Source organism: Prevotella sp. P4-51 (assembly GCF_002251455.1).
In the GTDB taxonomy this organism is placed as follows: Bacteria; Bacteroidota; Bacteroidia; order Bacteroidales; family Bacteroidaceae; genus Prevotella.
Window position 1 is genome coordinate 169,581 of record NZ_NPJM01000059.1, and the last position, 24,041, is coordinate 193,621.

At 58.1% G+C, this 24,041-nt stretch carries 22 protein-coding genes; 13 read left to right on the forward strand and 9 right to left on the reverse strand.

The annotated features are described in order from the left end of the window. Window positions 1–100: 100 nt before the first annotated feature. Entirely contained in the window at window positions 101–331 is a 231-nt protein-coding gene (locus tag CIK94_RS10090) for a hypothetical protein (protein WP_094422932.1), read from the forward strand. Here the strand turns inward: CIK94_RS10090 and CIK94_RS10095 are convergent. From CIK94_RS10095 to CIK94_RS10105, 3 genes are read right to left on the reverse strand one after another with little or no spacing between them, the layout of a single operon-like run. Continuing rightward, window positions 328–708, reverse strand: a complete 381-nt coding sequence (locus CIK94_RS10095) for an MmcQ/YjbR family DNA-binding protein (RefSeq protein WP_094384496.1) — start codon at window positions 706–708, stop codon at window positions 328–330. The two genes, CIK94_RS10090 and CIK94_RS10095, sit on opposite strands and share 4 nt — an antisense overlap. A 27-nt stretch (window positions 709–735) precedes the next feature. Next, window positions 736–1,860, reverse strand: coding sequence for a glycosyltransferase family 4 protein (locus tag CIK94_RS10100; RefSeq protein WP_158216557.1), 1,125 nt, complete (start codon window positions 1,858–1,860; stop codon window positions 736–738). Further along, on the reverse strand, window positions 1,851–2,975 hold the full coding sequence (locus CIK94_RS10105) for a glycosyltransferase family 4 protein (RefSeq protein WP_144008370.1): 1,125 nt from the start codon (window positions 2,973–2,975) through the stop codon (window positions 1,851–1,853). Before CIK94_RS10105 ends, CIK94_RS10100 begins: the two co-directional genes overlap by 10 nt. Window positions 2,976–3,218: 243 nt before the next feature. Between CIK94_RS10105 and era the strand changes: the two genes are divergently transcribed. From era to CIK94_RS10120, 3 genes are all read left to right on the forward strand, one after another. Further along, complete coding sequence (gene era / locus CIK94_RS10110) at window positions 3,219–4,100, forward strand: GTPase Era (RefSeq protein ID WP_022309803.1); 882 nt, start codon at window positions 3,219–3,221, stop codon at window positions 4,098–4,100. A gap of 98 nt (window positions 4,101–4,198) precedes the next feature. After that, window positions 4,199–5,512 carry a ribosome biogenesis GTPase Der gene (gene der, locus CIK94_RS10115; RefSeq protein ID WP_094422938.1) on the forward strand — a complete coding sequence of 438 codons (1,314 nt, stop codon included), beginning with the start codon at window positions 4,199–4,201 and terminating at the stop codon, window positions 5,510–5,512. A 24-nt stretch (window positions 5,513–5,536) separates the two neighbouring features. Then, entirely contained in the window at window positions 5,537–5,962 is a 426-nt protein-coding gene (locus CIK94_RS10120) for a hypothetical protein (RefSeq protein ID WP_254046195.1), read from the forward strand. A 196-nt stretch (window positions 5,963–6,158) separates the two neighbouring features. On the opposite strand, the gene CIK94_RS10125 is transcribed toward CIK94_RS10120, so the two are convergent. Beyond that, complete coding sequence (locus tag CIK94_RS10125; RefSeq protein WP_094422940.1) at window positions 6,159–7,583, reverse strand: CCA tRNA nucleotidyltransferase; 1,425 nt, start codon at window positions 7,581–7,583, stop codon at window positions 6,159–6,161. A gap of 291 nt (window positions 7,584–7,874) precedes the next feature. Between CIK94_RS10125 and CIK94_RS10130 the strand changes: the two genes are divergently transcribed. The 6 genes from CIK94_RS10130 to CIK94_RS10155 all read left to right on the forward strand — a co-directional run bounded on the left by CIK94_RS10130 (window position 7,875) and on the right by CIK94_RS10155 (window position 13,084). Then, entirely contained in the window at window positions 7,875–8,288 is a 414-nt protein-coding gene (locus CIK94_RS10130; protein ID WP_094422942.1) for a hypothetical protein, read from the forward strand. A gap of 80 nt (window positions 8,289–8,368) precedes the next feature. Further along, window positions 8,369–8,920, forward strand: a complete 552-nt coding sequence (locus tag CIK94_RS10135; RefSeq protein WP_022309798.1) for a DUF1599 domain-containing protein — start codon at window positions 8,369–8,371, stop codon at window positions 8,918–8,920. Beyond that, a complete protein-coding gene (locus CIK94_RS10140) occupies window positions 8,907–10,979 on the forward strand; it encodes a BT_3928 family protein (protein ID WP_094422944.1) in 2,073 nt (690 codons plus the stop codon). The genes CIK94_RS10135 and CIK94_RS10140 overlap by 14 nt, the downstream gene beginning before the upstream one ends. Window positions 10,980–11,062: 83 nt before the next feature. Continuing rightward, complete coding sequence (locus tag CIK94_RS10145) at window positions 11,063–11,695, forward strand: SPOR domain-containing protein (protein ID WP_022309796.1); 633 nt, start codon at window positions 11,063–11,065, stop codon at window positions 11,693–11,695. Between the two features lie 19 nt (window positions 11,696–11,714). After that, on the forward strand, window positions 11,715–12,308 hold the full coding sequence (gene folE, locus CIK94_RS10150) for a GTP cyclohydrolase I FolE (RefSeq protein WP_094388596.1): 594 nt from the start codon (window positions 11,715–11,717) through the stop codon (window positions 12,306–12,308). A 20-nt stretch (window positions 12,309–12,328) separates the two neighbouring features. Beyond that, entirely contained in the window at window positions 12,329–13,084 is a 756-nt protein-coding gene (locus tag CIK94_RS10155; protein WP_094422981.1) for an exodeoxyribonuclease III, read from the forward strand. 155 nt (window positions 13,085–13,239) lie between these two features. Here the strand turns inward: CIK94_RS10155 and CIK94_RS10160 are convergent, their stop codons facing one another. The 4 genes from CIK94_RS10160 to CIK94_RS10175 all read right to left on the reverse strand — a co-directional run bounded on the left by CIK94_RS10160 (window position 13,240) and on the right by CIK94_RS10175 (window position 15,976). Beyond that, complete coding sequence (locus CIK94_RS10160; protein WP_094388597.1) at window positions 13,240–13,722, reverse strand: S-ribosylhomocysteine lyase; 483 nt, start codon at window positions 13,720–13,722, stop codon at window positions 13,240–13,242. Window positions 13,723–13,739: 17 nt separating this feature from the next. Continuing rightward, complete coding sequence (locus CIK94_RS10165; RefSeq protein WP_094422947.1) at window positions 13,740–14,432, reverse strand: 5'-methylthioadenosine/adenosylhomocysteine nucleosidase; 693 nt, start codon at window positions 14,430–14,432, stop codon at window positions 13,740–13,742. Between the two features lie 66 nt (window positions 14,433–14,498). Further along, window positions 14,499–14,798: a hypothetical protein gene (locus tag CIK94_RS10170; RefSeq protein WP_094422949.1), complete on the reverse strand. Its 300-nt coding sequence runs from the start codon at window positions 14,796–14,798 to the stop codon at window positions 14,499–14,501. Between the two features lie 560 nt (window positions 14,799–15,358). After that, window positions 15,359–15,976: a hypothetical protein gene (locus tag CIK94_RS10175; RefSeq protein WP_094422951.1), complete on the reverse strand. Its 618-nt coding sequence runs from the start codon at window positions 15,974–15,976 to the stop codon at window positions 15,359–15,361. A gap of 97 nt (window positions 15,977–16,073) precedes the next feature. On the opposite strand from CIK94_RS10175, the gene mutY reads away from it, so the two are divergent. From mutY to CIK94_RS10190, 3 genes are all read left to right on the forward strand, one after another. Continuing rightward, complete coding sequence (gene mutY, locus CIK94_RS10180; protein WP_094422953.1) at window positions 16,074–17,096, forward strand: A/G-specific adenine glycosylase; 1,023 nt, start codon at window positions 16,074–16,076, stop codon at window positions 17,094–17,096. 197 nt (window positions 17,097–17,293) lie between these two features. Then, window positions 17,294–19,795: a YfhO family protein gene (locus CIK94_RS10185; protein WP_094384473.1), complete on the forward strand. Its 2,502-nt coding sequence runs from the start codon at window positions 17,294–17,296 to the stop codon at window positions 19,793–19,795. A gap of 13 nt (window positions 19,796–19,808) precedes the next feature. Beyond that, window positions 19,809–22,649 (forward strand): bifunctional fucokinase/fucose-1-phosphate guanylyltransferase, encoded by a 2,841-nt coding sequence (locus CIK94_RS10190; protein ID WP_094422955.1) that lies wholly within the window; start codon window positions 19,809–19,811, stop codon window positions 22,647–22,649. 530 nt (window positions 22,650–23,179) lie between these two features. Here CIK94_RS10190 and CIK94_RS10195 read toward each other — a convergent pair. Then, window positions 23,180–23,932 (reverse strand): nitroreductase family protein, encoded by a 753-nt coding sequence (locus CIK94_RS10195; protein ID WP_094388605.1) that lies wholly within the window; start codon window positions 23,930–23,932, stop codon window positions 23,180–23,182. Window positions 23,933–24,041 lie beyond the last annotated feature (109 nt).

The following is a 24,041-nucleotide window of genomic DNA, read 5'->3' on the forward strand; positions in this document are numbered from 1 at the left end:
CGAGCATCCGCACCGTCCGATACGAGCATCCGTTCCGTCCGATACGAGCATCCGCGTCGTCCGATACGAGCTCGTCAGGGTGGTGACGGCGTTGGCAGTCATGTACTTTACTCTTTTGAGAATTATGGCGGGGAGGGTCGGTGCGCTGGCGAGGAGGGTCGGTGCGCTGAGTAGAAAATTCTGTGGTATGGTGGTTGCGAGCTGTGTGGTGGTGAGGACGATTGGTGCGCTGGCGGTGAGGGCCAGTGCGCTGGCGGTGATGGTCGGTGCGCTGGCGGTGATGGTCGGTGCGCAGGCGGGGGCTATCAGCGTGGCTTTGGGCTTAGTCTAATCGACCACCCTCGTGTCTATGCTCGTCAGCTCGGGATAGTCGGTGCGCTCGCGGCGCGTGAGCTTCTTGACCACTTCGCCGTAGCTGTGGCGCACCATGCTCTCTATCATCGTGTCGGGGAGGAGGGCGTCGAGCGCCACCTGGTTCCAGTGCTTCTTGTTCATGTGGTAGGCGCCGGCTATGCCCTCATGGCGTTCGCGCAGGGCTATGGCCAGTTCGGGGTCGCACTTGAGGCTCACCAGCGTGGGGCGCTCCAGGTCGGTGAGCGCAAATATCCTACCCCTCACGCGGAAAACCAGCGTGGTGTCGCCGAAGGGCATGTCTTCGGTCACCAGAGGCAGCGAGAGACAATAGTCGCGTAGTTGTTCGATGTCCATGATATACAGTTGCTTGTGTGATAAGAGTTAATATAACGGCTCGATGTCATCGCCGCAGAGACAGTCGATGAAGTATCGGGCTATGCGTGGGCCGCTGATGTGCTCTATAGCCCATTGGCGGCGCCATTGACGGTCGGCGCGTATGCTGTTGAGGCGGCAGTGGCAGTCGGCGATGATGCGCGCCAGTCCTTTGGCGTCGCCGGCATGGAAGACCCTGCCCAACCTGCTGTCGCCCAGCAGGTCGGCAGCGCCACAGGCATCGCTCACGATGACATAGCTGCCGGCAAGCAGCGCCTCGTTGACCACCGCTCCCCAGCCGTCGTAGACGCTCGGCAGCACCAGCACGTCGCTCCTGCCCATCCACTCTGCCATGCGGTTGTGGGCCACCGTGCCCACCATGTCGATGCGGTTGGCGAGACAGTGGGTAGCGATAAACTGCTGCAAGCTGCGCCGCTGACTGCCGTTGCCTATGATGTCGAGATGAAAAACCACTGCGGCGTCGCCATCTCTGGTCATCAGCAGACTCTTGAGCAGCGTGAGCGGAGCCTTGTGCCACTCCAGCGAGCCCGCAAACAGCAGCCGCAGCCGCTGGTCATGGGGTGGGGGCGTGGCGATGACGGGCGTCTCGGTGCAGTAGGCGAACCGGCTCACCTGCCAATGCTTGCTGGCCGAGCCGAAATAGTCGGCCGCCATCGCGCCTATCGCAAACACGCGCTCTATATGCCCGGCGTATCTCCTGTCGCGCAGCATGAAGCGCAGGCGGTGCAGCCACAGCGGCTTGCCGTTGGCCAGTCCCAGGGCGTAGGTGTTGGGGCGCTCAGACATCATGGCGCGCCTCACGGGGTAGTCCATGCTCAGCCGGAGGCAATGGAACACGTAGCCGAAGGCTCTGATGCCCATGAATATATGCCAGCTCTCCGCCGCCCTCTGGTCCAGCAGCCGGCGTATGTCGTCGTCGCCGGGATGCAGATAGATGCGGCACGAGCGGTTGTTGGCGTCGTAGAGCGAGTCCCACCCCATCTGCCGGCGCTCGGGGGGCACGTCGACCTCTGCCACCACCACCACCTCGTCTACGCGAGGGTCGTCGGCGAGCCTGGTGATAAACGGCATCTGGTGGGGGCTTATACAGTTTTGCCAGAACACTATTCGCATAATCCTGTCTCCTTTCTTATCCATCGGTCAAACACCTCTGCGCGCGCCTGCCATGTGTGGCGGCTGGCGTCGATGCCCAGTCTGGTCGCGCCAGAGTCTATCAGCTTCCCTATCTGATGCGCCATGTCGTCGTCGTCGCCAGACTGGTAGTATACGCCCTTGTCGCCCAGCGTGGCGAGCGGCTCTCCCACACGGCAGGTGACGATGGGGCGGTCGTAGGGCAGATACATATAGAGCTTGCTGGGACACCGCGCCCAGTCTTGGGGCGTGTCGTGCATCGGCGAGATGAAGGCGTCGGCGAGCGAGAAGTAGAAGTCTATCTCCTCTTCGCTCACGTATCCCGTGAGCATGATGTGGCGCTCCATGCCCCGCTCCCGTATTCTCCTGCGCACCTCGTCCTCGGCGTCGCCGCGACCCATGAGGATGAGCAGCACCTCGGGGTGGCTGCTGCGCAGACGGTCTATGGCGTCGGTCATGGTCAGCGCGCCATAGTTGTCGGTGAGGCTGCCCATGTAGCAGCATATCCATCGCCCGGCATAGCGCCCGTCGGCCACCGTGGTGCGGTCTATAACCATGGGGTGGCACACGGCGGTGTTGTAGGCGTAGGGCAGGTAGAGCCGGGGCGTGCGGCACAGCATGCGGTGCGCCCGGCGCCCGAAGATGTCCATCAGATAGCGGCTGGCGCAGACCAGCGCGTCGGCCTGGACTATCGACCACAGCTCCATAGCCATCACCTTGAGCCACATCAGTCCGTGTACGTCGGCATTGTGAGACGCCAGCTCCGAGTGCTCCACCACCCGTCGGCAGCCTCGCGGCGCGGCTACCATGTTGCGCACCACCGGCGCGCTGATGTAGAGCACGTCGGGATGCAGACGGGCTACGATGGCGCTCTTGGTCCTTATCTCGTCTGTCGCCGAGTGCTGGCGGAAGAACACCAGTTCTGTGGCGTCACCACACTCCAATGCCGCGCGGTGGCGGTTCTCGGCGGTGTCTTCCAGGACTACCGCCACCTTCCATCCCAGTCCATCGAGCGGACGCGCCATGCCCAGCGCGCGCTTGGCGGTGGCGTTGACGCGTATGTCGCCTGTGGTGACAAAACATATCTTAGGTTGCATAATCACTCTGTTGTCTGCAAGCAAAGTTATCTCTTTTCTCCCTCTCTGCCAAGCATCTCCCCGACTATTTTGTCGATAGCGGCGATATTTCTCTGCCCGCCTATGGGTGAGCCCGACGCGCAGAGGGGTGGGGCAAAGGCGTCGGCAAGCACTTTTTTGACCCCTTGCAGACTACTTTTTTGCCTCTCAGTGCCTCTATCTCAGGATTTATGGTTAATTTTGCAGTCTATTTTGGATGTAACTATGCACAAAGCAGGATTTGTAAATATCGTAGGCAACCCCAACGTGGGTAAATCTACGCTGATGAACCAGCTCGTAGGCGAGCGCATCAGCATCGCCACCTTCAAGGCCCAGACCACCCGTCACCGCATCATGGGCATCGTCAACGACGACGACTGCCAGATAGTCTTCTCCGACACTCCCGGAGTGCTCAAGCCCAACTACAAGATGCAGGAGATGATGCTGGCCTTCTCGGAGTCGGCCCTTGCCGATGCCGACGTGCTGCTCTATGTCACCGACGTGGTGGAAAACCCCGAGAAGAACGCCGACTTCCTCGCCAAGGTGGCCAAGATGACCATACCCGTGCTGCTGCTCATCAACAAGATAGACCAGAGCGACCAGAAGACCCTCGGCGACATCGTGGAGCGCTGGCACGCGCTGCTGCCCAATGCAGAGATACTGCCCGTGTCGGCCAAAAACAAGTTTGGCACCGCCCCGCTGATGAAGCGCATCAAGGAACTGCTGCCCGAGTCGCCCGCCTATTTCGGCAAAGACCAGCTCACCGACAAGCCCGCCCGCTTCTTTGTCTCCGAAATCATCCGCGAGAAGATTCTCCTGTATTATGACAAGGAGATACCCTACTCAGTAGAGGTCGCAGTGGAGCGATTCAAGGAGACCGACACCAATATACATATCAATGCCGTCATCTATGTGGAGCGCGACTCACAGAAAGGCATCGTAATCGGGCATCAGGGCGTGGCGCTCAAGAAGGTAAGCAGCGAGGCGCGCAAGGCCCTGGAGAAGTTCTTCGACAAGAAAATCTTCCTCGAGGTCTTTGTCAAGGTCGACAAGGACTGGCGCAACTCCCAGCGCGAACTGAACAACTTCGGGTATAACCCCGAATAATATATCACTCCCCCCTGATGAGACGTAGGGGGTACTCTCGCCGACCAAGGGCGAGGGCCGGAGAATGTTAAACTTCAGCAAAACAAACAAACACAGAAATGGCAAATTTAGTAGCTATCGTAGGTCGCCCCAATGTGGGCAAATCTACTCTCTTCAACCGACTCACGCAGAGCCGGCACGCCATAGTGAGCGACACGGCTGGTACTACGCGTGACCGCCAGTATGGCAAATGTTCATGGAATGGAAAAGAATTTTCGGTAGTCGATACCGGTGGATGGGTAGTCAACTCTGACGACGTCTTCGAGGACGCTATCCGCAAGCAGGTGCTCGTCGCCACCGAAGAGGCCGACCTGGTGCTCTTCCTGGTAGATGTCGAGACCGGTCTCACCGACTGGGACGAGGATGTGGCGCTCATCCTGCGCCGTGCCAAGCTGCCCGTAATCCTTGTGGCCAACAAGGTAGACAACAGTGCTGAATACTATGAGGCTGCCGAGTTCTACAGCCTCGGTCTGGGCGATCCCTTCTGCATCAGCGCCGCCACTGGTGGCGGTACGGGCGACCTGCTCGACACCATCCTCGACCGTCTGCCCTTGGAGGCCAAGGAGGATGTGGAAGACGATATCCCCCGCTTTGCCGTCGTAGGCCGACCCAATGCCGGCAAGAGCAGCATCATCAATGCCTTCATCGGCGAAGACCGCAACATCGTCACCGAGATTGCCGGCACCACCCGTGACAGTATCTACACACGGTTTGACAAGTTCGGCTTTGACTTCTATCTCGTCGATACCGCCGGTATACGCCGCAAGAACAAGGTGTCTGAGGACCTGGAGTTCTACTCCGTGATGCGCTCCATCCGTGCCATCGAGCACAGCGACGTCTGCATCCTGATGATTGACGCCACCCGAGGCATCGAGGCGCAGGATATGAACATCTTCCAGCTCATCCAGAAGAACAACAAGTCGCTCGTGGTGGTGGTCAACAAGTGGGACCTCGTGGCCGACAAGGACCAGAAGGTCATCGATACCTTCACCAACGCCATACGCAACCGTATGGCTCCCTTTGTCGATTTCCCCATCATCTTTGCTTCTGCCCTTACCAAGCAACGCATCTTCCGCGTGCTCGAGACCGCCAAGGAGGTCTACCAGAACCGCAAGGCCCATGTCGTAACATCCAAGCTCAACGAGGTGATGCTGCCTATCATCGAGGCTACGCCACCCCCATCGACCAAAGGCAAGTATATCAAAATCAAGTACTGTACGCAGTTGCCCAACACGCAAATCCCTTCGTTTGTGTTCTATGCCAATCTGCCCCAGTATATCAAGGAGCCTTACCGTCGCTTCCTCGAGAACAAGATACGCGAAAACTGGTCTATGCACGGATGCCCCATCAACGTGTTCATACGCCAGAAATAATAACCAAAGTCTGCCCCCGGCCTTGTGTCGGGGGAAGATGCAATCACCGTCAACGTGCGCAAACTGATATTCACACTCGCGGCTGTAGTGGCCGTGCTCTTCGTGGCTTGTGGCCCTGAGCCCAAGTCCGACGACGTGGTGGCGCAGACCGCCAAGGTCTATTACGACCATCTGCTCCATGGCCGGTATGACCACTTTGTCGACGGCACTTACCGCCCCGACAGTATTCCCGACAGCTATCGCGAACAGCTCATCGCCAATGCCCGTATGTATGTGGCCCAGCAGCAGAAGGAGCGTGGCGGCATCTGTGACGTCGCTGCCGTAGGCGCTCTGGTCGACACTGCGCGCCATCAGGGCAACGCCTTTGTGATGCTCACCTTCGCCGACAGCACCCGCGAGGAGATTGTGGTGCCCATGGTGTACCACAATGGGGTGTGGTATATGCGCTAAGCGGTCTCGGGCGAGGCTCGGGCAGACTTGGGCTGCGTGAGGGGCGTGAGGTGCCGACGGCATCTGTCATCACCCATATAAACAAGCAAGAGGAAACGGCAGTCCGTTTCCTCTTGTCTTTTCTATAGCCCTGCTCCGACGGGGGCAGAGGCATTGTTGTTCTCCTATACCTTATTATATATGGGCCGTGGCCCAGTCAGACGATGCCCATACTGCGGGCCTTCTCCATGAGTAGCGCCATGAGCGGTTCGCGCTCGTTGGGCACGCGGTTGTCGAGCACGGCGTCTTTCAGCGCCTGCTTGAGGGTTCCTACCTCGCGGCTGGGCTGCAGATGAAACATCTCCATAATCTCGTTGCCGTCGATGACAGGTTGCAGCAAGCGCTTGTAGTCGCGCTCTTTGAGGTCGGCGAGCTTCACGCGCACGGCGGCGAAGTTGTCGAGGAAGCGCTGCTTGCGCTCATGGTTCTTGCTGGTGATGTCGGCCTCGCAGAGTATCATCAGGTCGTCGATGTCGTCGCCGGCATCATTGATGAGTCGTCTCACGGCACTGTCGGTCACCTCTTCGTCGGCTATCACGATGGGGCGCATGTGCAGGTCCACCATCTTCTGGACATACTTCATCTTGGCGTCCATCGGCAGTTTGAGTCTGCGGAAGAGCGGGGGCACCATCTTGGCGCCTATGAAGTTGTGGTTGTGGAATGTCCATCCCTGCAGAGGGTCCCAGCGCTTCGACTTGGTCTTGCCTATGTCGTGGAGCAGGGCTGCCCAGCGCAGCCAGATGTTGTCGGAGTGGCGCGCCACATTGTCCAGAACCTCGAGAGTGTGGTAGAAATTGTTCTTGTGCTTCTTGCCGTTGCGCGTCTCCACAATGTCGAGATTGGTAAGTTCGGGCATGAGTATCTGGAGCAGGCCGCAGCGGTGCAGGTCTACAAATCCCTTGCTCGGGGTGGGCGTGGCCATAATCTTGTTGAGCTCCTCCATGACACGCTCGCCACTGATAATCTTGATGCGCTCGGCATTGCGGCCCAGGGCGTCGAAGGTCTCGTCTTCGATGTAGAAGTTGAGCTGGGTGGCAAACCTGATGCAGCGCAGCATGCGCAACGGGTCGTCAGAGAAGGTGATGTCGGGGTCGAGCGGGGTGCGTATGATGCCGTCCTCCATATCGTACACGCCGTCGAAGGGGTCTACGAGCTCGCCGAAGCGGTCGTGGTTGAGGCAGATGGCAAGGGCGTTGATGGTGAAATCGCGTCTGTTCTGGTCGTCTTCCAGCGTTCCGTCCTCGACATGAGGCTTGCGGCTGTCGTGGCTGTAGCTTTCCTTGCGCGCACCCACAAATTCTACCTCGAGGTCGCGGTACTTCACCTGTGCGGTGCCGAAGTTGCGGAATACCGACAGATGCGCCTTGCGTCCCAGTTGGCCCTTGAGTTCTTCGGCCACACGGATGCCGCTTCCCACGACCACCACGTCGATGTCATTGGAAGCCCGCTCCAGAAACAGGTCGCGCACGTATCCGCCCACCACATAGCACTCCATGTGCAGGTGGTCGGCTACGCGGCCGATGGTCTTGAATATATCCTTGTCAAGTAGCTGAGCCAGCTCAGCGTCAGTATAATTTCTCATAATCTATGTCTGCTGAGGCGCGCCGTTACCTGGCGTCGCCGATAGGTTACTGCAAAGTTACTCATTTTAAGCCGTCCTCGCAAGTGGATGGCTGAAAATCTCGCCCCCGTCGGCTTGTGGGCGTCCTGGTTGCGGTCACAGACTGTGCCGGGTGGGGTGAAGCAGGCGCAGGTGTGGCCGTGCGGGTCGGCAGAATGGTCTGGGCGCAGCCAGGTCTGGTTTGGCAGTCAGCCCGAAAACTTTTATGCCATTTGTTTCCCCACCTCAGAAAAATTGTGTAAGTTTGCATGTATGAAAGCAAAGGTATTCTTTTTGACGGCAGTAGCTGCTGTGATGCTGCTGTCGTGTGGCCCCACAGAGAGTGACAATGCCGCAGCGCTTGTGGCCCAGATAGAGCAGCTCTATGCCGATGGCAAGTATCAGACGGTGCTTGACTCTATCACCTCGCTGCGCCAGCGCTATCCCAAGGAGGTTGAGGCCCGTCGCCGTGTGCTCCCCATCTGGCAGGATGCGTCGTTGCGCATCGCCCAGGCCGACATCGCCCGCACCGACTCGGCTCTCCAGGCGACCATCGCCGAGATGGAGGCTGCCAAGACCATCCGCGAGCGCAACTTCATTGGCATACGCCGCGACTCGCTGCAGGTGCGCTATGATGTGCTTGTGGGTACGGTGCGCGTGATACACCGCCGCCAACAGGAAAAATAATACGGGCACGGCAAATCGTGTCGGCAAAGTTTTGCTGTTTCTTGATAAATCAGTAACTTTGCACTACCTATTATATATATATGGCAGTAAATACAGAAGACCAGTTTAAGGATACGGTCAGCGAGTGTCGCTCGCTTTTTGAAAAGAAACTCCACGACTACGGAGCATCATGGCGCATATTGCGTCCATCATCGCTTACCGACCAGTTGTACATCAAGGCCAAGCGCATACGCTCTCTCGAGATCAAGAAAGAGTCGCTGGTAGGCGAGGGCATCCGTCCGGAGTTTATCGCCCTTATCAATTATGGCATTATAGGGCTTATCCAGCTTGCGCGAGGTTTTGCCGACAGCGTGGATATCACCCCCGCCGAGGCTCTCGGTCTCTACGACCACTATGCCGCTGAAGCCCTGGAACTCATGATACGCAAGAACCACGACTACGATGAGGCGTGGCGTTCTATGCGTGTGAGCAGTTATACCGATCTTATTCTCACCAAGATAGAACGTATCAAGGAAATCGAGGACCTGCATGGCCAGGTGCTCGTGTCTGAAGGCATAGACGCCAACTATATGGATGTAATCAACTATGCCGTATTTGGTGCCATCAAGTTGAAAGAGAGTGAACAGGCTTAAGACCATAGCGACCAATATCTGCCGTGCGGTGCTGGCAGTGACATTCATCTTCTCGGGATATGTCAAGGCCATCGACCCTCTGGGTACCCAGTACAAGATACGCGATTATCTTACGGCGCTTTCGATTGGCGACTACGTGCCCGACTGGCTCACGCTGGGTTCGTCGGTGGCGTTGGCAGCTCTCGAGTTTGCGCTGGGCATCTTCATCCTCTTCGCCATACGCCGTCGGTTTACCACCCGGGTGATACTGGCGTTTATGGCGGTGATGACCCTCATCACGGTGTGGATAGCGATAGCCAACCCCGTGAGCGACTGTGGCTGCTTCGGCGACGCCATCACCCTCACCAATGTGCAGACACTGCTCAAGAACGTGGTGCTCACGGCCTGTGCCGTAGTGGTGTGCCGCTGCCGCGAGCGTATGTTCCGCTTCGTGTCGGAGAACAACCAGTGGATAGTCGTCAACTATACCGTCATCTATATCGTAGCCACCAGCATCTACAGCCTGTACCTGCTGCCGCGCTTCGATTTCCGCCCCTATCATGTGGGAGCCAACATCCGCGAGGGTATGGAGATACCCGAGGGCGCCAAGATGCCCCGCTACGAGAATACCTTTGTGATGGAGAAAAACGGGGAGCATCGCGAGTTTACCCTCGACAACTATCCCGACTCCACATGGACATTCGTAGAACGCAAGAGTGAACTGGTGGAAGAAGGCTATGTGCCTCCCATCCACGACTTTACCATTACCGACAATGCTACCGGTGACGACATCACCCAGCAGATACTCGACGACAAGGGATATACCTTCCTGCTCGTCTCGCCCCATCTCGAGAGTGCCGATGATACCAATTTCGGCGACATAGACCAACTCTACGAGTACTGTCAGGCGCAAGGAGTGCCGTTCTATTGCCTCACGGCGAGTGGCGAGGATGCCATACAGCACTGGCGCGACATCACCGGAGCCGAGTACCCCTTCTGCATGAGCGACGAGACCACGCTGAAGACCGTCATACGCAGCAACCCGGGGCTGGTGCTCATCAAGGACGGCACCGTGATACGCAAGTGGAGCCACAACGGGCTGCCCAAGTCGGAAGAACTCAACGGCCCGCTCGCCCAGATAGAGATAGGCCAGATGGACGATGTCAGCGTGGCGCGCAAGATAGCCTCCATCCTCTCCTGGTTTGTCCTGCCCCTCGTGCTGCTCGTCATTGCCGACAGGCTGTGGGCCTGGAGCCGCTGGGTGAGAAATAAGGAATCAAAAATGAGATACTTTAACTTCAATAAAAACAACAAGAAAATGAGAAAGAAAATTGTAGCAGGTAACTGGAAGATGAATCTGAACCTGCAGGAGGGCGTAGCTCTCGCAAAGGAGATTAACGAGGCTTTGGTACAGAACAAGCCTAACTGCGATGTAGTAATCTGTACTCCTTTCATCCACTTGGCAAGCGTAGCCCAGGTGCTCGACGCCAACGTAGTGGGTCTGGGTGCTGAGAACTGCGCCGACAAGGAGAAGGGTGCATACACCGGTGAGGTTTCTGCCGCTATGGTTAAGTCTACCGGAGCTCAGTATGTTATCCTCGGCCACTCAGAGCGTCGCGAGTATTACGGCGAGACCGCTGAGATGCTGAAGGAGAAGGTACAGCTCGCCCTCGCCAACGGCCTGAAGGTTATCTTCTGCTGCGGTGAGACTCTCGAGGAGCGCGAGGCAGAGCGTCAGAACGAGGTTGTAAAGGCCGAGCTCGACGGTTCTGTATTCAACCTCACTGCTGAGGAGTGGAAGAACATCATCCTGGCTTACGAACCCATCTGGGCTATCGGTACCGGCAAGACTGCTACTTCTGACCAGGCTCAGGAGATGCTGGCTTACATCCGTTCTATCGTTGCCGAGAAGTACGGTCAGGAAGTTGCCGACGAGACATCAATCCTCTACGGCGGTAGCTGCAAGGCTTCCAACGCTCCTGAGCTCTTCGCCAAGCCCGACATCGACGGTGGTCTTATCGGTGGCGCTTCTCTGAAGGCTGCTGACTTCAAGGGCATCATCGACGCTTGGAAGAAATAATCGCTAAACCATTACAGGGCATCTGGCTTCATGACCTACGGGTCGGGGGAAGCCCGATGCCCTTTTACTTAATCCTTAGATAAATGAGTAGATTACTTGCCATCATTCTCGTCGCCATCATCGGCTCGCTGACTTCTGCCCGCGCGCAGAATTTCATGCAACATATCCGCAAGACCGAGGCGGGCAAAGGTACTGTCACCGTGACCCAGAGTGAGGAGATAGACAGGCTCGTCAATGGCAAGGTTCAGACGCCAGCTGCCGACGCCAAGACTCAGACCAAGACCAATCACCCCACAACATCTGCCGACGCCCGTAAGCCCGGCGACAAGCCCGTGGCTGCCCACGGCGACAAGCCCCACAAGGATGCGCCCCACAGCCCATCCGCCAATCACAACGAAAACGAAGAAGAGACACCTGCCGTGGATATGAGCAAGAAGGTCATGCGCAACGGTTACAAGATTAACGGTTACCGTGTACAGGCCTACGCCGGAGGTAACACCCGCCAAGACCGCATCGCGGCTGAGCGTGTCCGCAACGCCATAAAGATGAAATTCCCTAACCAACCCGTCTACGTGCATTTCTATTCGCCCCGATGGATTTGCCGTGTGGGCAACTACCGCAACTATGAGGAAGCGGCGTGGATGCTCGGACAACTCAAGAAGATGGGTTACAAGTCGGCCACCATCGTCAAGGGAAAAATCACCGTCCAATACTGATTGCTAACAGACAACTACAATGACAATAGAACCAGAATACCGGCCCGGGCTCGACGAGCTGGCTTCCCATTATCATGACATCCTTGCCCTTCTGGGTGAAGACCCACAGCGCGAGGGACTCCAGAAGACTCCCATGCGTGTGGCCAAAGCCATGCAAGTGCTCACCCGAGGTTACCAGCAGGACCCCAAGAAGGTGCTGACCGATGCCCTCTTCAAGGAAGAGTACAGCCAGATGGTAATCGTCAAGGATATCGACTTTTTCTCTATGTGCGAGCACCACATGTTGCCCTTCTACGGCAAGGCTCATGTAGCCTACATCCCCAATGGCTACATTACCGGACTGAGCAAGATAGCCCGGGTGGTCGATATCTTCTCCCACCGACTGCAGGTGCAGGAGCGGCTCACCCAGCAGATTAAGGAGTGCATCGACGAGACCCTACACCCGCTGGGCGTGATGGTCGTGGTCGAGGCCAAGCACATGTGCATGCAGATGCGTGGCGTCGAGAAGCAGAACTCCATCACCACCACGAGCGACTTCAGTGGTGCCTTCAACCAGGCCAAGACCCGCGAAGAGTTTATGAACCTCCTCCGTGGCGAGAGCCGCGGTTTCTAACCCTCAAACACTACGTTATGATACGACTTATCTCATGGAATGTCAATGGCCTGCGTGCCTGTGTGGGCAAGGGCTTTGAAGATATCTTCCGCGAGTTGGACGCCGACTTCTTCTGCTTGCAGGAGACCAAGATGCAGGCCGGCCAGCTCGACCTCCAGTTTGATGGCTACCACTCCTACTGGAACTATGCCGACAAGAAGGGCTACTCTGGCACAGCCATCTACACCCGCCACGAGCCGCTGAGCGTCGCCTATGGCATAGGCATCGACGAGCACGACCACGAGGGTCGCGTCATCACGCTCGAGATGCCCCAGTTCTATCTCGTCACGGTCTATACGCCCAATTCACAGGACGAGCTGCGCCGTCTGGACTACCGCATGCAGTGGGAGCGCGACTTCCAGGACTATCTGCTCCGCCTCAACGCCCACAAGCCCGTCGTCGTCTGTGGCGACATGAATGTGGCCCACGAGGAGATAGACCTCAAAAATCCCAAGACCAACCGCCGCAACGCCGGATTTACCGACGAGGAGCGCGAGGCCATGACCCGTCTGCTCGACAGCGGCTTTGTCGACACCTTCCGCCGTCTGCATCCCGACGAGGTGACCTACAGCTGGTGGTCCTACCGATTCCGTGCCCGTGAGAAGAACACCGGGTGGCGCATCGACTACTTCCTCGTCTCCGAGAGCCTCGCCCCCCAGGTGGCAGAAGCCAAGATACACACCCAGATTATGGGTAGCGACCACTGCCCCGTAGAGGTAGACCTCGACTTGGGCTGACTCGACGCTCCCGAGGTCTCTACAGCCTCGCCCTATACGATAATATCCGCAATGCCTCCCTTTTGGGCATTGCGGATATTTCTTTTCCGACCCTCTCTCAGCCTCCTGCCACGGCGCGGCTGGCGTCGCGGTCGTCAGGAGCGGTCTCTGTCGACTTACTTGTTAGGGTATGTCATGTTTTCGGGCTTGATGTCTGTCAGCACCTCATCCACATACTTGCGCGACTCCCATTTGGCCATCGGCAGGTCGTGCAGCAGCCAGTTGCCACAGTCTCTCGGTGCAGCGCCGGGTATCTCGCCTTCAAAGTTGGCCACAAACTCAAACGTGCGCTTCATCAGCCCCACGATATCGCTGCTCTTCAGGTCGCCTCTCAACAGCAGATAACACCCTGTAAGACAACCCATAGGGCCCCAGTAGATGACGCGATCGCGCCATTCTTCATCGTTGCGCAGATAGGTGGCGGCCAGATGCTCTATCGTGTGGATGGCGCCCACGTGCAGAGCCGGTTCGCGGTTGGGTTCCTTCATGCGTATGTCAAAGGTGGTGACCACCTCGCCGCCCACCTGGTCCTTGCGGCTTACATAGATGCCACGCAGCAGCTGCTCGTGGTCTATCGTAAAACTTGGTATCTTCTCCATATTTCTCTTGTTGTGGTTTATCTTATGTTGTCGAGGAAGCGGCGCGTCACGCCGAATGAGTTGTCGGCCAGACGGTCCCAGAAGTCCACGTACATGGCAGCCTTGTCGTCGCGCAGCGGCACATCGCTGATGATGCGCATCGAGACAAAGGGCACGCCATAGATGTGGCAGGTCTGGGCGATGCCGCAGCTCTCCATATCCACAGCCTGGGCTTCGGGGAAGTGGCCCATGATTTCGCGCATCTTCTCGCGGCTGTTCACAAACCAGTCTCCGCTCACGATGAGACCCTTGCGCAGCGTCACCTCGCTCTCTGCCATGGTGCTGTCTATGGCTTCTGCCACACATGCAGCGGCACTATAGCGTGTCGGCATGCCCTGCACCTGACCGTAGTCGTTGTCGTCGCCGCAGTACACATCGTGATAGGCATATTCGGTGCCCACCACCACGTTCTGCACGTCGAGTGTGGGGTCGGCGCCGCCAGCCACGCCGGTCGATATCACCAGCTCTGGCTTGTAGCGGTTTATCATCTCCACCGTGCAGATGGCAGCGTTGACCTTGCCTATGCCGCTCTGTTGCAGTATGAGTGTGTGGCGCCCCATCTCTCCCGTCACCACAGTTCTGCCGTGATGCTCTGTGGTCGTGGCGTGGTCCAGCAGTTTTGCCAGTTGGGCAAACTCCTTGTCCATAGCCACGATTATTGCTATCTTCATAATCTCTGTCTTTAATTTGTTCTGCAAAATTACGCCAATAAGCCTATATGTGGGCCTAAATAATAGTTAAATAACCCTAACCGCCGCCTCCGTACCCATATTGACCATGTCGGGATGCCCCGCCACGGCTGTCGCCATCTTCGGGGTAGGGCAGAAAGTCCTGCCCATGCCCTCGGCGCTCATTTCGTGGTTTGATTTTACGGTTTCATGCACCGATACCACTATTTCCGCGTTTGCATTTCCCGTTTCATGCTTCGCCTTCCATTTGTTTGCATGCTCGGCAGAGTTGTCGTTGGATGCGTAGCGTCCGCCTGCAAGCCCCATTCCAGAAAATCCCAAGGGGAAGAAGCCAATAAGAGGCCCCATTCCAGCCGTTTCCAAGGCGAATGAGTGTCATACAATCACCTTAAACACAGCAAAATTGGACTTCCATACAGGGGCAGGGGAGGGGCTCCTACTCGGAACCTCCACAAGCAGTAGCAACTCTGTAGGAGTTGCGATTTCATAGCCCAGGGTTGCGGGCGCAGCCAGCTACCCTGGGTGCAGCATAAGTAATGTGGCAACTCTGAAGGAGTTGCGATTAGCCGTAGGCGTTACCCGCAGCAGGATAATGAGTAGGAATGGGTAGGTGGATATTATCAGGTTGAGAATAACGCCTTCGGCTAAGCGCAACACTTACAGCGTTGCTATCCTTTTTTGTATCAATACCCAGGGTAGAGGCGCTGCACGCCTCAACCCTGGGCTGGGGAAGCAGCAATTCCTACAGAGTTGCCGGGGGTGCGTAGCGTCCACGATGGGCTAATAATACCGCCGTCATGGGTAGAGGCGCTGCACGCCTCAACCCTGGGCTGGGGAAGCGCAACTCCTACAGAGTTGCCAGGGGTGCGTAGCGTCCACGATGGGCTACTCATGCTTCTGTCATCGGCTCACTGCTCTCTGCTCAAGTGGATGACAAAACCGTTGCCGCTCAAGAAGCGGTCGGCGAAAATCTTGTAGCCGTGGCCGTTGGACAACTCGCCTTCAGGACCCTGGAATCCCAGCGCGCCCATCTCGTGGCGCAGCTTGTTCCACACCTCTTCGTCGGTCATCGAAATACTCACGAGCGGAGCCGTGGCAGGTTGACCTGCACCGGCTATGGCTATGAGCGTGGCCTTGTCGCTACTTACGTTGACCATGCTCCCCATCTCGTCGGCGTCGCAGCCCTGGGTGTAGATGGTGGCGCGTCCCACCTGGTAGATTTCGTTGATGGCGCTGCGCACATAGCCCATCTCGCCCATCATCTCGTCCACCTTCCCAGCCTCGCGCAGTCCCTTCACCGCCGTGCCGCTCGTCTCTATGAGGTCGGCTATGTCTATGGCGCGCTCTATCGAGATACAGCGCGTCTTGATTTCCTGCTCCGTGGCAGGCTGGGCCAGAGCCGCTGCCGCCCGCTTTTCCTGCGGTGTGGCGTCGGCAGCCGAAGTCTTGGGTTTGCAACCAGTCAGCACGAGAGCCGACATGAGGGTTATGGCCCATAGCGGGCGCGAGAAGAGGGTGGTGGTCATACGCTTGATGGTTTTCTGATTATTTGCTGCGAAGATAGGCAGAAAAAGCGAGAAAGCCGCCAGTAAGGTGAAAAAAATGCGTAATTTTGTGACGATTATGGACAATAAAGCATTTTCGGCCGCTCTCTTCAAGTGGGCTCATCGCCACTGGCGCGAACTCCCTTGGCGCGGATGCGGCGACCCCTATGCCATCTGGCTTTCCGAGATTATCCTCCAGCAGACACGCATCAGCCAGGGCACGAAGTACTGGTTGCGGTTCATGCACGCCTATCCCACCGTGGCAGACCTGGCGGCCGCCAGCGAAGACGAGGTGCTCAAGCTGTGGCAAGGACTGGGTTACTACTCGCGGGCGCGCAATCTCCACGCCGCAGCGCGGCAGATAGTGGAGCGCGGAGCCTTTCCCGATACCTATCAGGAGATACGCCGCCTCAAGGGCGTGGGCGACTACACCGCAGCCGCCATCGCCTCGATGGCATTCGGGCTGCCCCATGCCGCCGTCGACGGCAATGTCTATCGCATCCTTGCCCGCATCTTCGCCATCTCTACTCCCATCGACTCTACCCAGGGCAAGCACGAGTTTCAGCAGTTGGCTGACGCGCTCTGCCCGACCGACGAGGCAGGCTACTGGAACCAGGCCATGATGGACTTTGGCGCCCTGCAGTGCAAACCCAAAGGTCCCGCTTGCGGCAGCTGCCCATTTGCCGACATGTGTGAGGCTCGCCGCCTCGGGCAGACGGCCTCCTTCCCCGTCAAGGAGGGCCGCGTGAAGCAACGCGACCGCTACTTCACCTATTATTATATTACGCGCGCGCACGAGGTGCTCTTCCACCGCCGTGGCACCGATGACATCTGGCGCTCGCTGTGGGAACCTGTGCTCGTAGAGGGCGACGCCGCGTCGCTCGACGATGCCGGGCGCGTGGTCAAGCATGTGCTCACCCACCAGACCATCTATGCCCAGCTCATCCGTATCGATGCCACCCGTCTGACAGACCATGAGCCGCTGCCCTATGGCCTCCCGCCGATAGAGCAGCTGCTGAAGGAATATCGCTGGGCCACCCCCGACGAGCGCGAGGGCTACGCCATGCCACGGCTGATGGACAAACTGCTCGCCGACAGGTAGCCGTCGCCGCCCGTCGCCCCTGCCGCCACGCCGACGGTGGCAGCGGATGCTCGCCAGGCCGCCGGCAGAAGGGCAAAAGTCACGTTAATTGCCGATTATGTTGGCTTATTCTCATATTTTCATTATCTTTGCAGCGATTTATAATACATTAATACTTACAGCCCTTAACGGGCGAGGAGTAAACAATACCAACAACAATGAATATACTGAAGAAATACTGGCTCGATGCAGCCGCAGTAGTTTTGTTTGCGCTGATAGCGTTTGTCTATTTCATGCCTGCCGACCTTGACGGCCGCATCCTCTACCGCCACGACTCGTCGGCGGGTCGCGGAGCTGGTCAGGAGCAGTCGGAATATCACGCCCGCACCGGCGAAGTGTCGCGCTGGACCAACGCCACATTCAGCGGCATGCCCACCTATCAGACTGCGCCGTCGTATTCGAGTACCAACGGTCTGCAGAAGGTCATGGACGCCTACCATCTGTGGCTTCCCGAGAATGTGTGGTACGTCTTTGCCTACCTCTTGGGCTTCTACATCCTGCTGCGCGCCTTCGACTTCCGCAAGGAGCTGGCTGTGCTGGGATCCATCATCTGGGCGTTCTCGTCGTACTTCTTCATCATCATCGCCGCGGGCCACATCTGGAAGGTGATGGCGCTGGCCTATCTGCCGCCCATGATTGCCGGCGTGGTGCTGGCCTATCGCGGACGCTACCTGAGCGGCTTGCTGCTCACAGCCATCTTCACCGCTTTTGAGGTCAAGGCCAACCACGTGCAGATGACCTACTACTATCTGTTCATCATCCTCTTCATGGTGATAGCCTTCCTCGTTGAGGCCATCCGCAGCCACCGCCTCGACCGCTTTGCCAAAGCCACCGCCGTCTGCTTCGTGGGCGCCGCGCTGGGCATCTGCATCAATCTGAGCAACCTTTACCACACCTGGCAGTATGGCCAGGAGAGCATGCGCGGAAAGAGCGAGCTGGTCAAGAAGAACGCCGCCAACCAGACCAGCAGTGGACTGGACCGCGACTACATCACCCAGTGGAGCTACGGCATCGACGAGACATGGACGCTGCTCATCCCCAATGTCAAGGGAGGCGCCTCTGTGCCCCTCGCAGCCAATGAGACCGCTATGGAGAAGGCCAACCCTGAGTTCTACCCCATCTACCAGCAGATAGGACAGTACTGGGGCGAGCAGCCCGGTACCAGCGGCCCCGTCTACGTGGGTGCCTTTGTGCTCATGCTCTTCGTCCTCGGTCTCTTCATCGTCAAGGGGCCCATGAAGTGGGCTCTGCTCGCAGCCACCGTGCTGAGTGTACTCCTCTCGTGGGGTCGCAACTTCATGCCCTTTACCGATTTCTTCCTCGACTACGTGCCCCTCTACGCCAAGTTCCGCACCGTGGCGTCTATCCTTGTGATAGCCGAGTTTACCATCCCTCTGCTCGCCATGATGGCGCTGCGCCGCATCGTGGAAGACCCGCAGGTGCTCACCCGCAATATGCGCTGGGTCTACGTGAGCTTCGGCCTCACCGCCGGCGTGGCTCTGCTCTTCGCCCTCATGCCCGGCTTCTTCTTCAACGACTTCATCTCTTCGTCCGAGCGTGTGGCGCTCGGCCAGGTACCCGACGAGTATCGTCACGCCCTTATGGCCAATCTCACCGAGATGCGTCAGGCCGTGATGACCGCCGACTGCTGGCGCTCGTTCTGGATTGTTACCGTGGGCGTGGTGATGCTGCTGCTCTACCGCATCAACAAGCTCAAGGCTGCCTACATGATTGCCGGCGTGGGAGTGCTCTGCCTGGTAGACATGTGGCAGGTCAACAAGCGCTACCTCAATGACGGCATGTTTGTAGAGAAGAGCGTGCGCGAGGCACCCCAGCCCATGAGCCACACCGACCAGCTCATCCTCAAGGACAAGGGTCTGGACTATCGTGTGCTCAATCTCGCCACCAATACCTTCAACGAGAACGAGACCTCTTACTACCACAAGAGCATCGGAGGCTATCATGCCGCCAAGCTGCGCCGCTACCAGGAGATGATAGAGGCTTACATCAATCCCCAGATGTCGCGTATCATGAAGGCAGTGGCCGACAGCGACGGCGACATGACCCGCGTCAACGGCGACTCGCTCTTCCCCGTGCTCAATATGCTCAACACCAAGTATATCATCGTCCCCCTGCAGGGCGGACAGACCGTGCCTCTGCTCAATCCTTATGCCTACGGCAACGCATGGTTTGTAGACCGGCTCACCTTTGCCGACAACGCCAACCAGGAGATAGAGCGCATAGGCCAGATTGACCTGCGCCACGAGGCTGTGGCCGACAAGCGCTTTGCCGACGTGCTGGGCGAGGCTGTGGCGCAAGACAAGAACTCTGTGGCCAAACTCCTCGCCTATGAGCCCAACCAGCTGACCTACGAGGTAAGCTCTGACAAGGGCGGCGTGCTCGTCTTCTCCGAGGTCTACTATCCCGGATGGACCGCCACCATCGACGGACAGCCTGCCGAGCTGGGCCGCGTCAACTACATCCTGCGCGCGCTCCGCGTGCCTGCCGGCAAGCATCAGGTCAAGCTCGCCTTCTTCCCCAAGAGCGTCGATACCACTGAGACCATAGCCTATGTGGCTTATGTGGTGCTGCTGCTCATCATCGTGGGCGGACTCTACGACACCTGGCGCCGCAAGAAGAATAATCAAACGACACATTAATACTCTATAAGATATGAAGAAACTGCTCTCCCTGCCCCCCAATCTGGTGGGATGTTTCCATGACATAACCGGTCTGTCTGATACCGAATGGTTCTGCACCAACGACCCCGTGGGCCGCAAGCTCGGCTCGGGTGGCGGCACCACCTGGCTGCTCCAGGCGTGCTACGAAGCCCATGGCAATGGCCGTAGCTTCGACGAGTGGCTCGCTGCCGACCGTCGTCTGCTGCTCCATGCCGGCGGACAGAGCCGAAGACTGCCCTCATACGCCCCTTCGGGCAAGATACTCACGCCCATTCCCGTGTTCAGATGGGAGCGCGGCCAGCGCCTGTCTCAAGACCTGCTCTCCCTGCAGGTGCCCCTCTATCAGCGCATCATGAACCAGGCGCCCGAGGGTTTGCGCACGATGATTGTCAGCGGCGATGTCTACATCCGCGCTACCCAGGCGCTCCAGCCCATCCCCGATGCCGACGTGGTGTGCTATGGCCTGTGGCTCGGACCCGAAATAGCCAAGGACCACGGCGTCTTTGTCTCTTCCCGCCAGACTCCCACCCAGCTCAAGTGTATGCTTCAGAAGCCATCGATGCAGACGCTGGGTCAGCTGCAGAAAGAGCATTTCTATCTGACCGACATCGGCGTGTGGCTGTTGTCAGACCGCGCCGTCAAGGTGCTCATGCGCCGCTCTATGCGCGACGGCGAGGTGACCAACTATGACATGTACGGCGAGTTTGGCTGCAGTCTCGGCACCGACCCCACCATCGACGACCCCGAGGTCAACGACCTCAAGGTGGCCATACTGCCTCTGCCCGGCGGAGAGTTCTATCACTTCGGTACGTCGCATGAGATAGTCTCGTCTATGCTTGACATCCAGAATATCGTCAACGACCAGCGCGAGATTATGCACCATTCGCTCAAGCCCCATCCCTCCATGTTCACCCAGAACTCTGAAGTGGAGATTAAGATTACCGAACACAACCAGAACCTCTGGATTGAAAACAGCTGTGTGAGCGCCCAGTGGACCATAGCCCATGAGAATATCATCACTGGTGTGCCCCGCAACCAGTGGAAGATAGAACTCCGTCCCGGCCAGTGTGTCGACATCGTGCCCATCGGCGACGAGAGCTACGCCATACGCCCCTATGGTTTCAACGACAAGTTCCGCGGCGACATCACCGATGGTGTGACCGAATACTTGGGTGAACCTTTCACCCGCTGGGCCGAAGAGCGCGGCATCGATGCCGCCGCCATCGAGGGCAAGGACGACCTGCAGTCGGCCCGCATCTTCCCCGTGGTCGACAATATCAACGACGCCGGCCTTGTGCTGAGATGGATGCTCAACGAGCCCTATCAGCAGGGTGGCCGCGTGGTATGGAACGAGGCCCAGCGTCTCAGCGCCGACGAGATTTCGGCCCAGGCCAATCTGCGTCGTCTCGTCGAGCAGCGCAGGGAAAACCGTGCGCAGAACTGGTCGTTCCTCTCCCACAACTACGCCCACAGCGTGTTCTACCAGGTAGACCTCGACGATGCCGCCCATGAGTTTGCCGCCAACCACATAGCCGAGCCTACACCTCTGCCTGCCGACGAGCCTCTGCTCACCCGCATCCACGATGCCATGTTCCGCTCCGAGTTGCAGCGACTCAATGGTAAGGACGGCTCCGAGAGCGAGGGCCGCGCCTTCAGTCTGCTGCGCGAAGGCCTCACCCAGACCGTGCTCGCCCAGAAGCAGCATCCCCGTCTCTCGGTCTACTCCGACCAGATAGTATGGGGTCGCAGCCCTGTGCGCATCGACATCGCCGGTGGCTGGACCGACACCCCTCCCTTCTGCCTTATGGAGGGCGGCAATGTCATCAACCTCGCCATCGAGCTCAATGGTCAGCCGCCTCTGCAGACTTATGTCAAGCCCTGCCGCGACCATCATATCATCCTGCGCAGTATCGACCTCGGCGCTTCTGAGGTCATCACCACTTTTGAAGAGCTGCGCGACTTCCACCATGTGGGCAGTCCGTTCTCAATACCCAAAGCTGCACTGGCGTTGGCGGGCTTCCTGCCCGAGTATTCGGCTGAGCAGTATCAGTCGTTGGCGCAGCAGCTTGCCGCCTTCGGCTGTGGTATCGAGGTGACGCTGCTCTCTGCTATTCCCGCAGGGTCGGGCTTGGGCACGAGCAGCCTCTTGGCGTCGACCGTACTTAGTGCCATCAACGACTTCTGTGGTCTCATGTGGGACAAGAACGAGATTGGCCGCCGCACCCTTGTGCTCGAACAGCTCCTTACCACTGGCGGCGGATGGCAAGACCAGTTTGGCGGTCTGCTCCAGGGCATCAAGCTGCTGCAGACGGGCAAGGGCTTTGACCAGAACCCAGTAGTGCGCTGGTTGCCGTCATCTCTCTACACCCAGCCCGAGTACCGCGCGTGTCATCTGCTCTACTATACGGGCATCACCCGCACCGCCAAGAAGATACTGGCAGAGATTGTGCGCCGCATGTTCCTCAACCAGCACGACGAACTGGCGTTGCTCCGCGAGATGAAGCAACATACCATCGATATGTTTGAAGCCATCCAGCGCGAGAACTTCGATGAGATGGGCCGGTTGGTCCGCAAGACCTGGCAGCAGAACCAGCTGCTCGACAGCGGTACCAACCCTGCCGAGGTGGCTCGCCTTACCTCGCTCATCGATGACCTCTGCCTCGGTTACAAGTTGCCCGGAGCCGGTGGAGGTGGTTACCTCTACATGGTGGCTAAAGACCCCGAGGCTGCAGCCCGCATCAAGCAGATTCTCCGTGAGAACCGTATCAATGCCAATGCCCGCTTCGTCGATATGTCGCTCAGCGACAAGGGTCTTCAGATCAGCCGCAGTTAAGGCCACGACATACGCAGAATCAGAACTTACTATAACAGTCAGAACGCAAATGCCCACCCCCGTGGCATTTGCGTTCTGCATTTTATCCCGTACTTCAGGTTGCGCGGAGGGCCTCGGCAGCGCGCCCCGATTTGCTTCCGCCATTCCCGTTAGTATACTCCTTCTTTCACAAGGTCATCACTTGAGTACAGAGATTATCTCCGGCGGTCTGGTGGGTAACTTGTCTGTGCTGGAGGGTAACTCTGGCGGCTCGTATCGATTGAAACGAGGGCTCGTGTCGTTTGAAACGTGGGTCCGTGCCTTTCGTTACGTGGCCTCGTACCTTCTGATACGAGCCAGCCAAGAGCTCTCGGGCGCGAGTCAATGGGCTTCGGGCGCGACCGATATGGCTTGGCGTAAGACTATGCATGGATTGCCGTCAGCCTTGGCAGCCTTGCCGCCTGCTGCTGTTCCCTATAACAGCAGACACGGGCAAGTCTCTGTGGATAGAGGCTTGCCCGTGTCTTGTGGGGTGGGGTGCTGGGTTTGGGTTATGGCTGGCTGTCGTCGAGAAATCCCTGTCGGCGTAGCGCCTTGATGAGCGTGGCAGAGATGGCCTCGTTGTCCTTGCGCGTGTAGCGGATGTCGGTGAATATCTGGGCGAGGGTCTGCACGTTGTTGATTTCCACGAAGTGGCGGTTCTCCTCGGTGGCTTCCTTCTCGGCATAGGCGGCGTCGATGCGTTCGGGCGTATAGTCGGCGTAGGTCTCCTCGTGCACGATGGCGCTCAACGGCAGACGGTCGGTCTGCGCCGGATGCTCGTCGGGCCAACCCAGAGTGATGGTGGCGACGGGGAATACCAGCGGGGGCAGCTGCAGGGTGTCGATGATGGCCTCGGGGCAGTAGACGGTGGTACCCAGGAAGCAGAGCCCCAGCCCCTCGGCCTCTGCCATGTTGCAGAAGGTCTGGCAGTAGAGCAGTGCGTCGGTGGCGGCATTGATGAAACTCAGCAGGTTGTCGTATCCGGGATGGCCCTGTCGCTGCTCTGCCCACAGGGTGGTGCGCCTGTAGTCGGCACAGAAGGTGAGCACCACGGGGGCTTGGGTCACCATAGGCTGGGAGAAATGGGCGGGAGCGAGCCGCGCCTTCATCTCGTCGCTGCGGGTCACTACGACCGAATATAGTTGCAGGTTGCCCATCGTCTGGGTACGTTCGGCATCGCTGAGCAGCCGATGGAGCAGCGCCTCGTCAATGGGCTGCTGGGTATAGCGGCGTATGGAACGCCTGGAAGTAAACTGTGTCATCTTTTTGGAAAACTTTTCTGCGACAAAGTTATCTAAAGTTTTCCAAAACGGAAAACAAATAATCGATTTCTTTTATGAAAAATTCCATGAAAACGCTCGCTCATGTTGA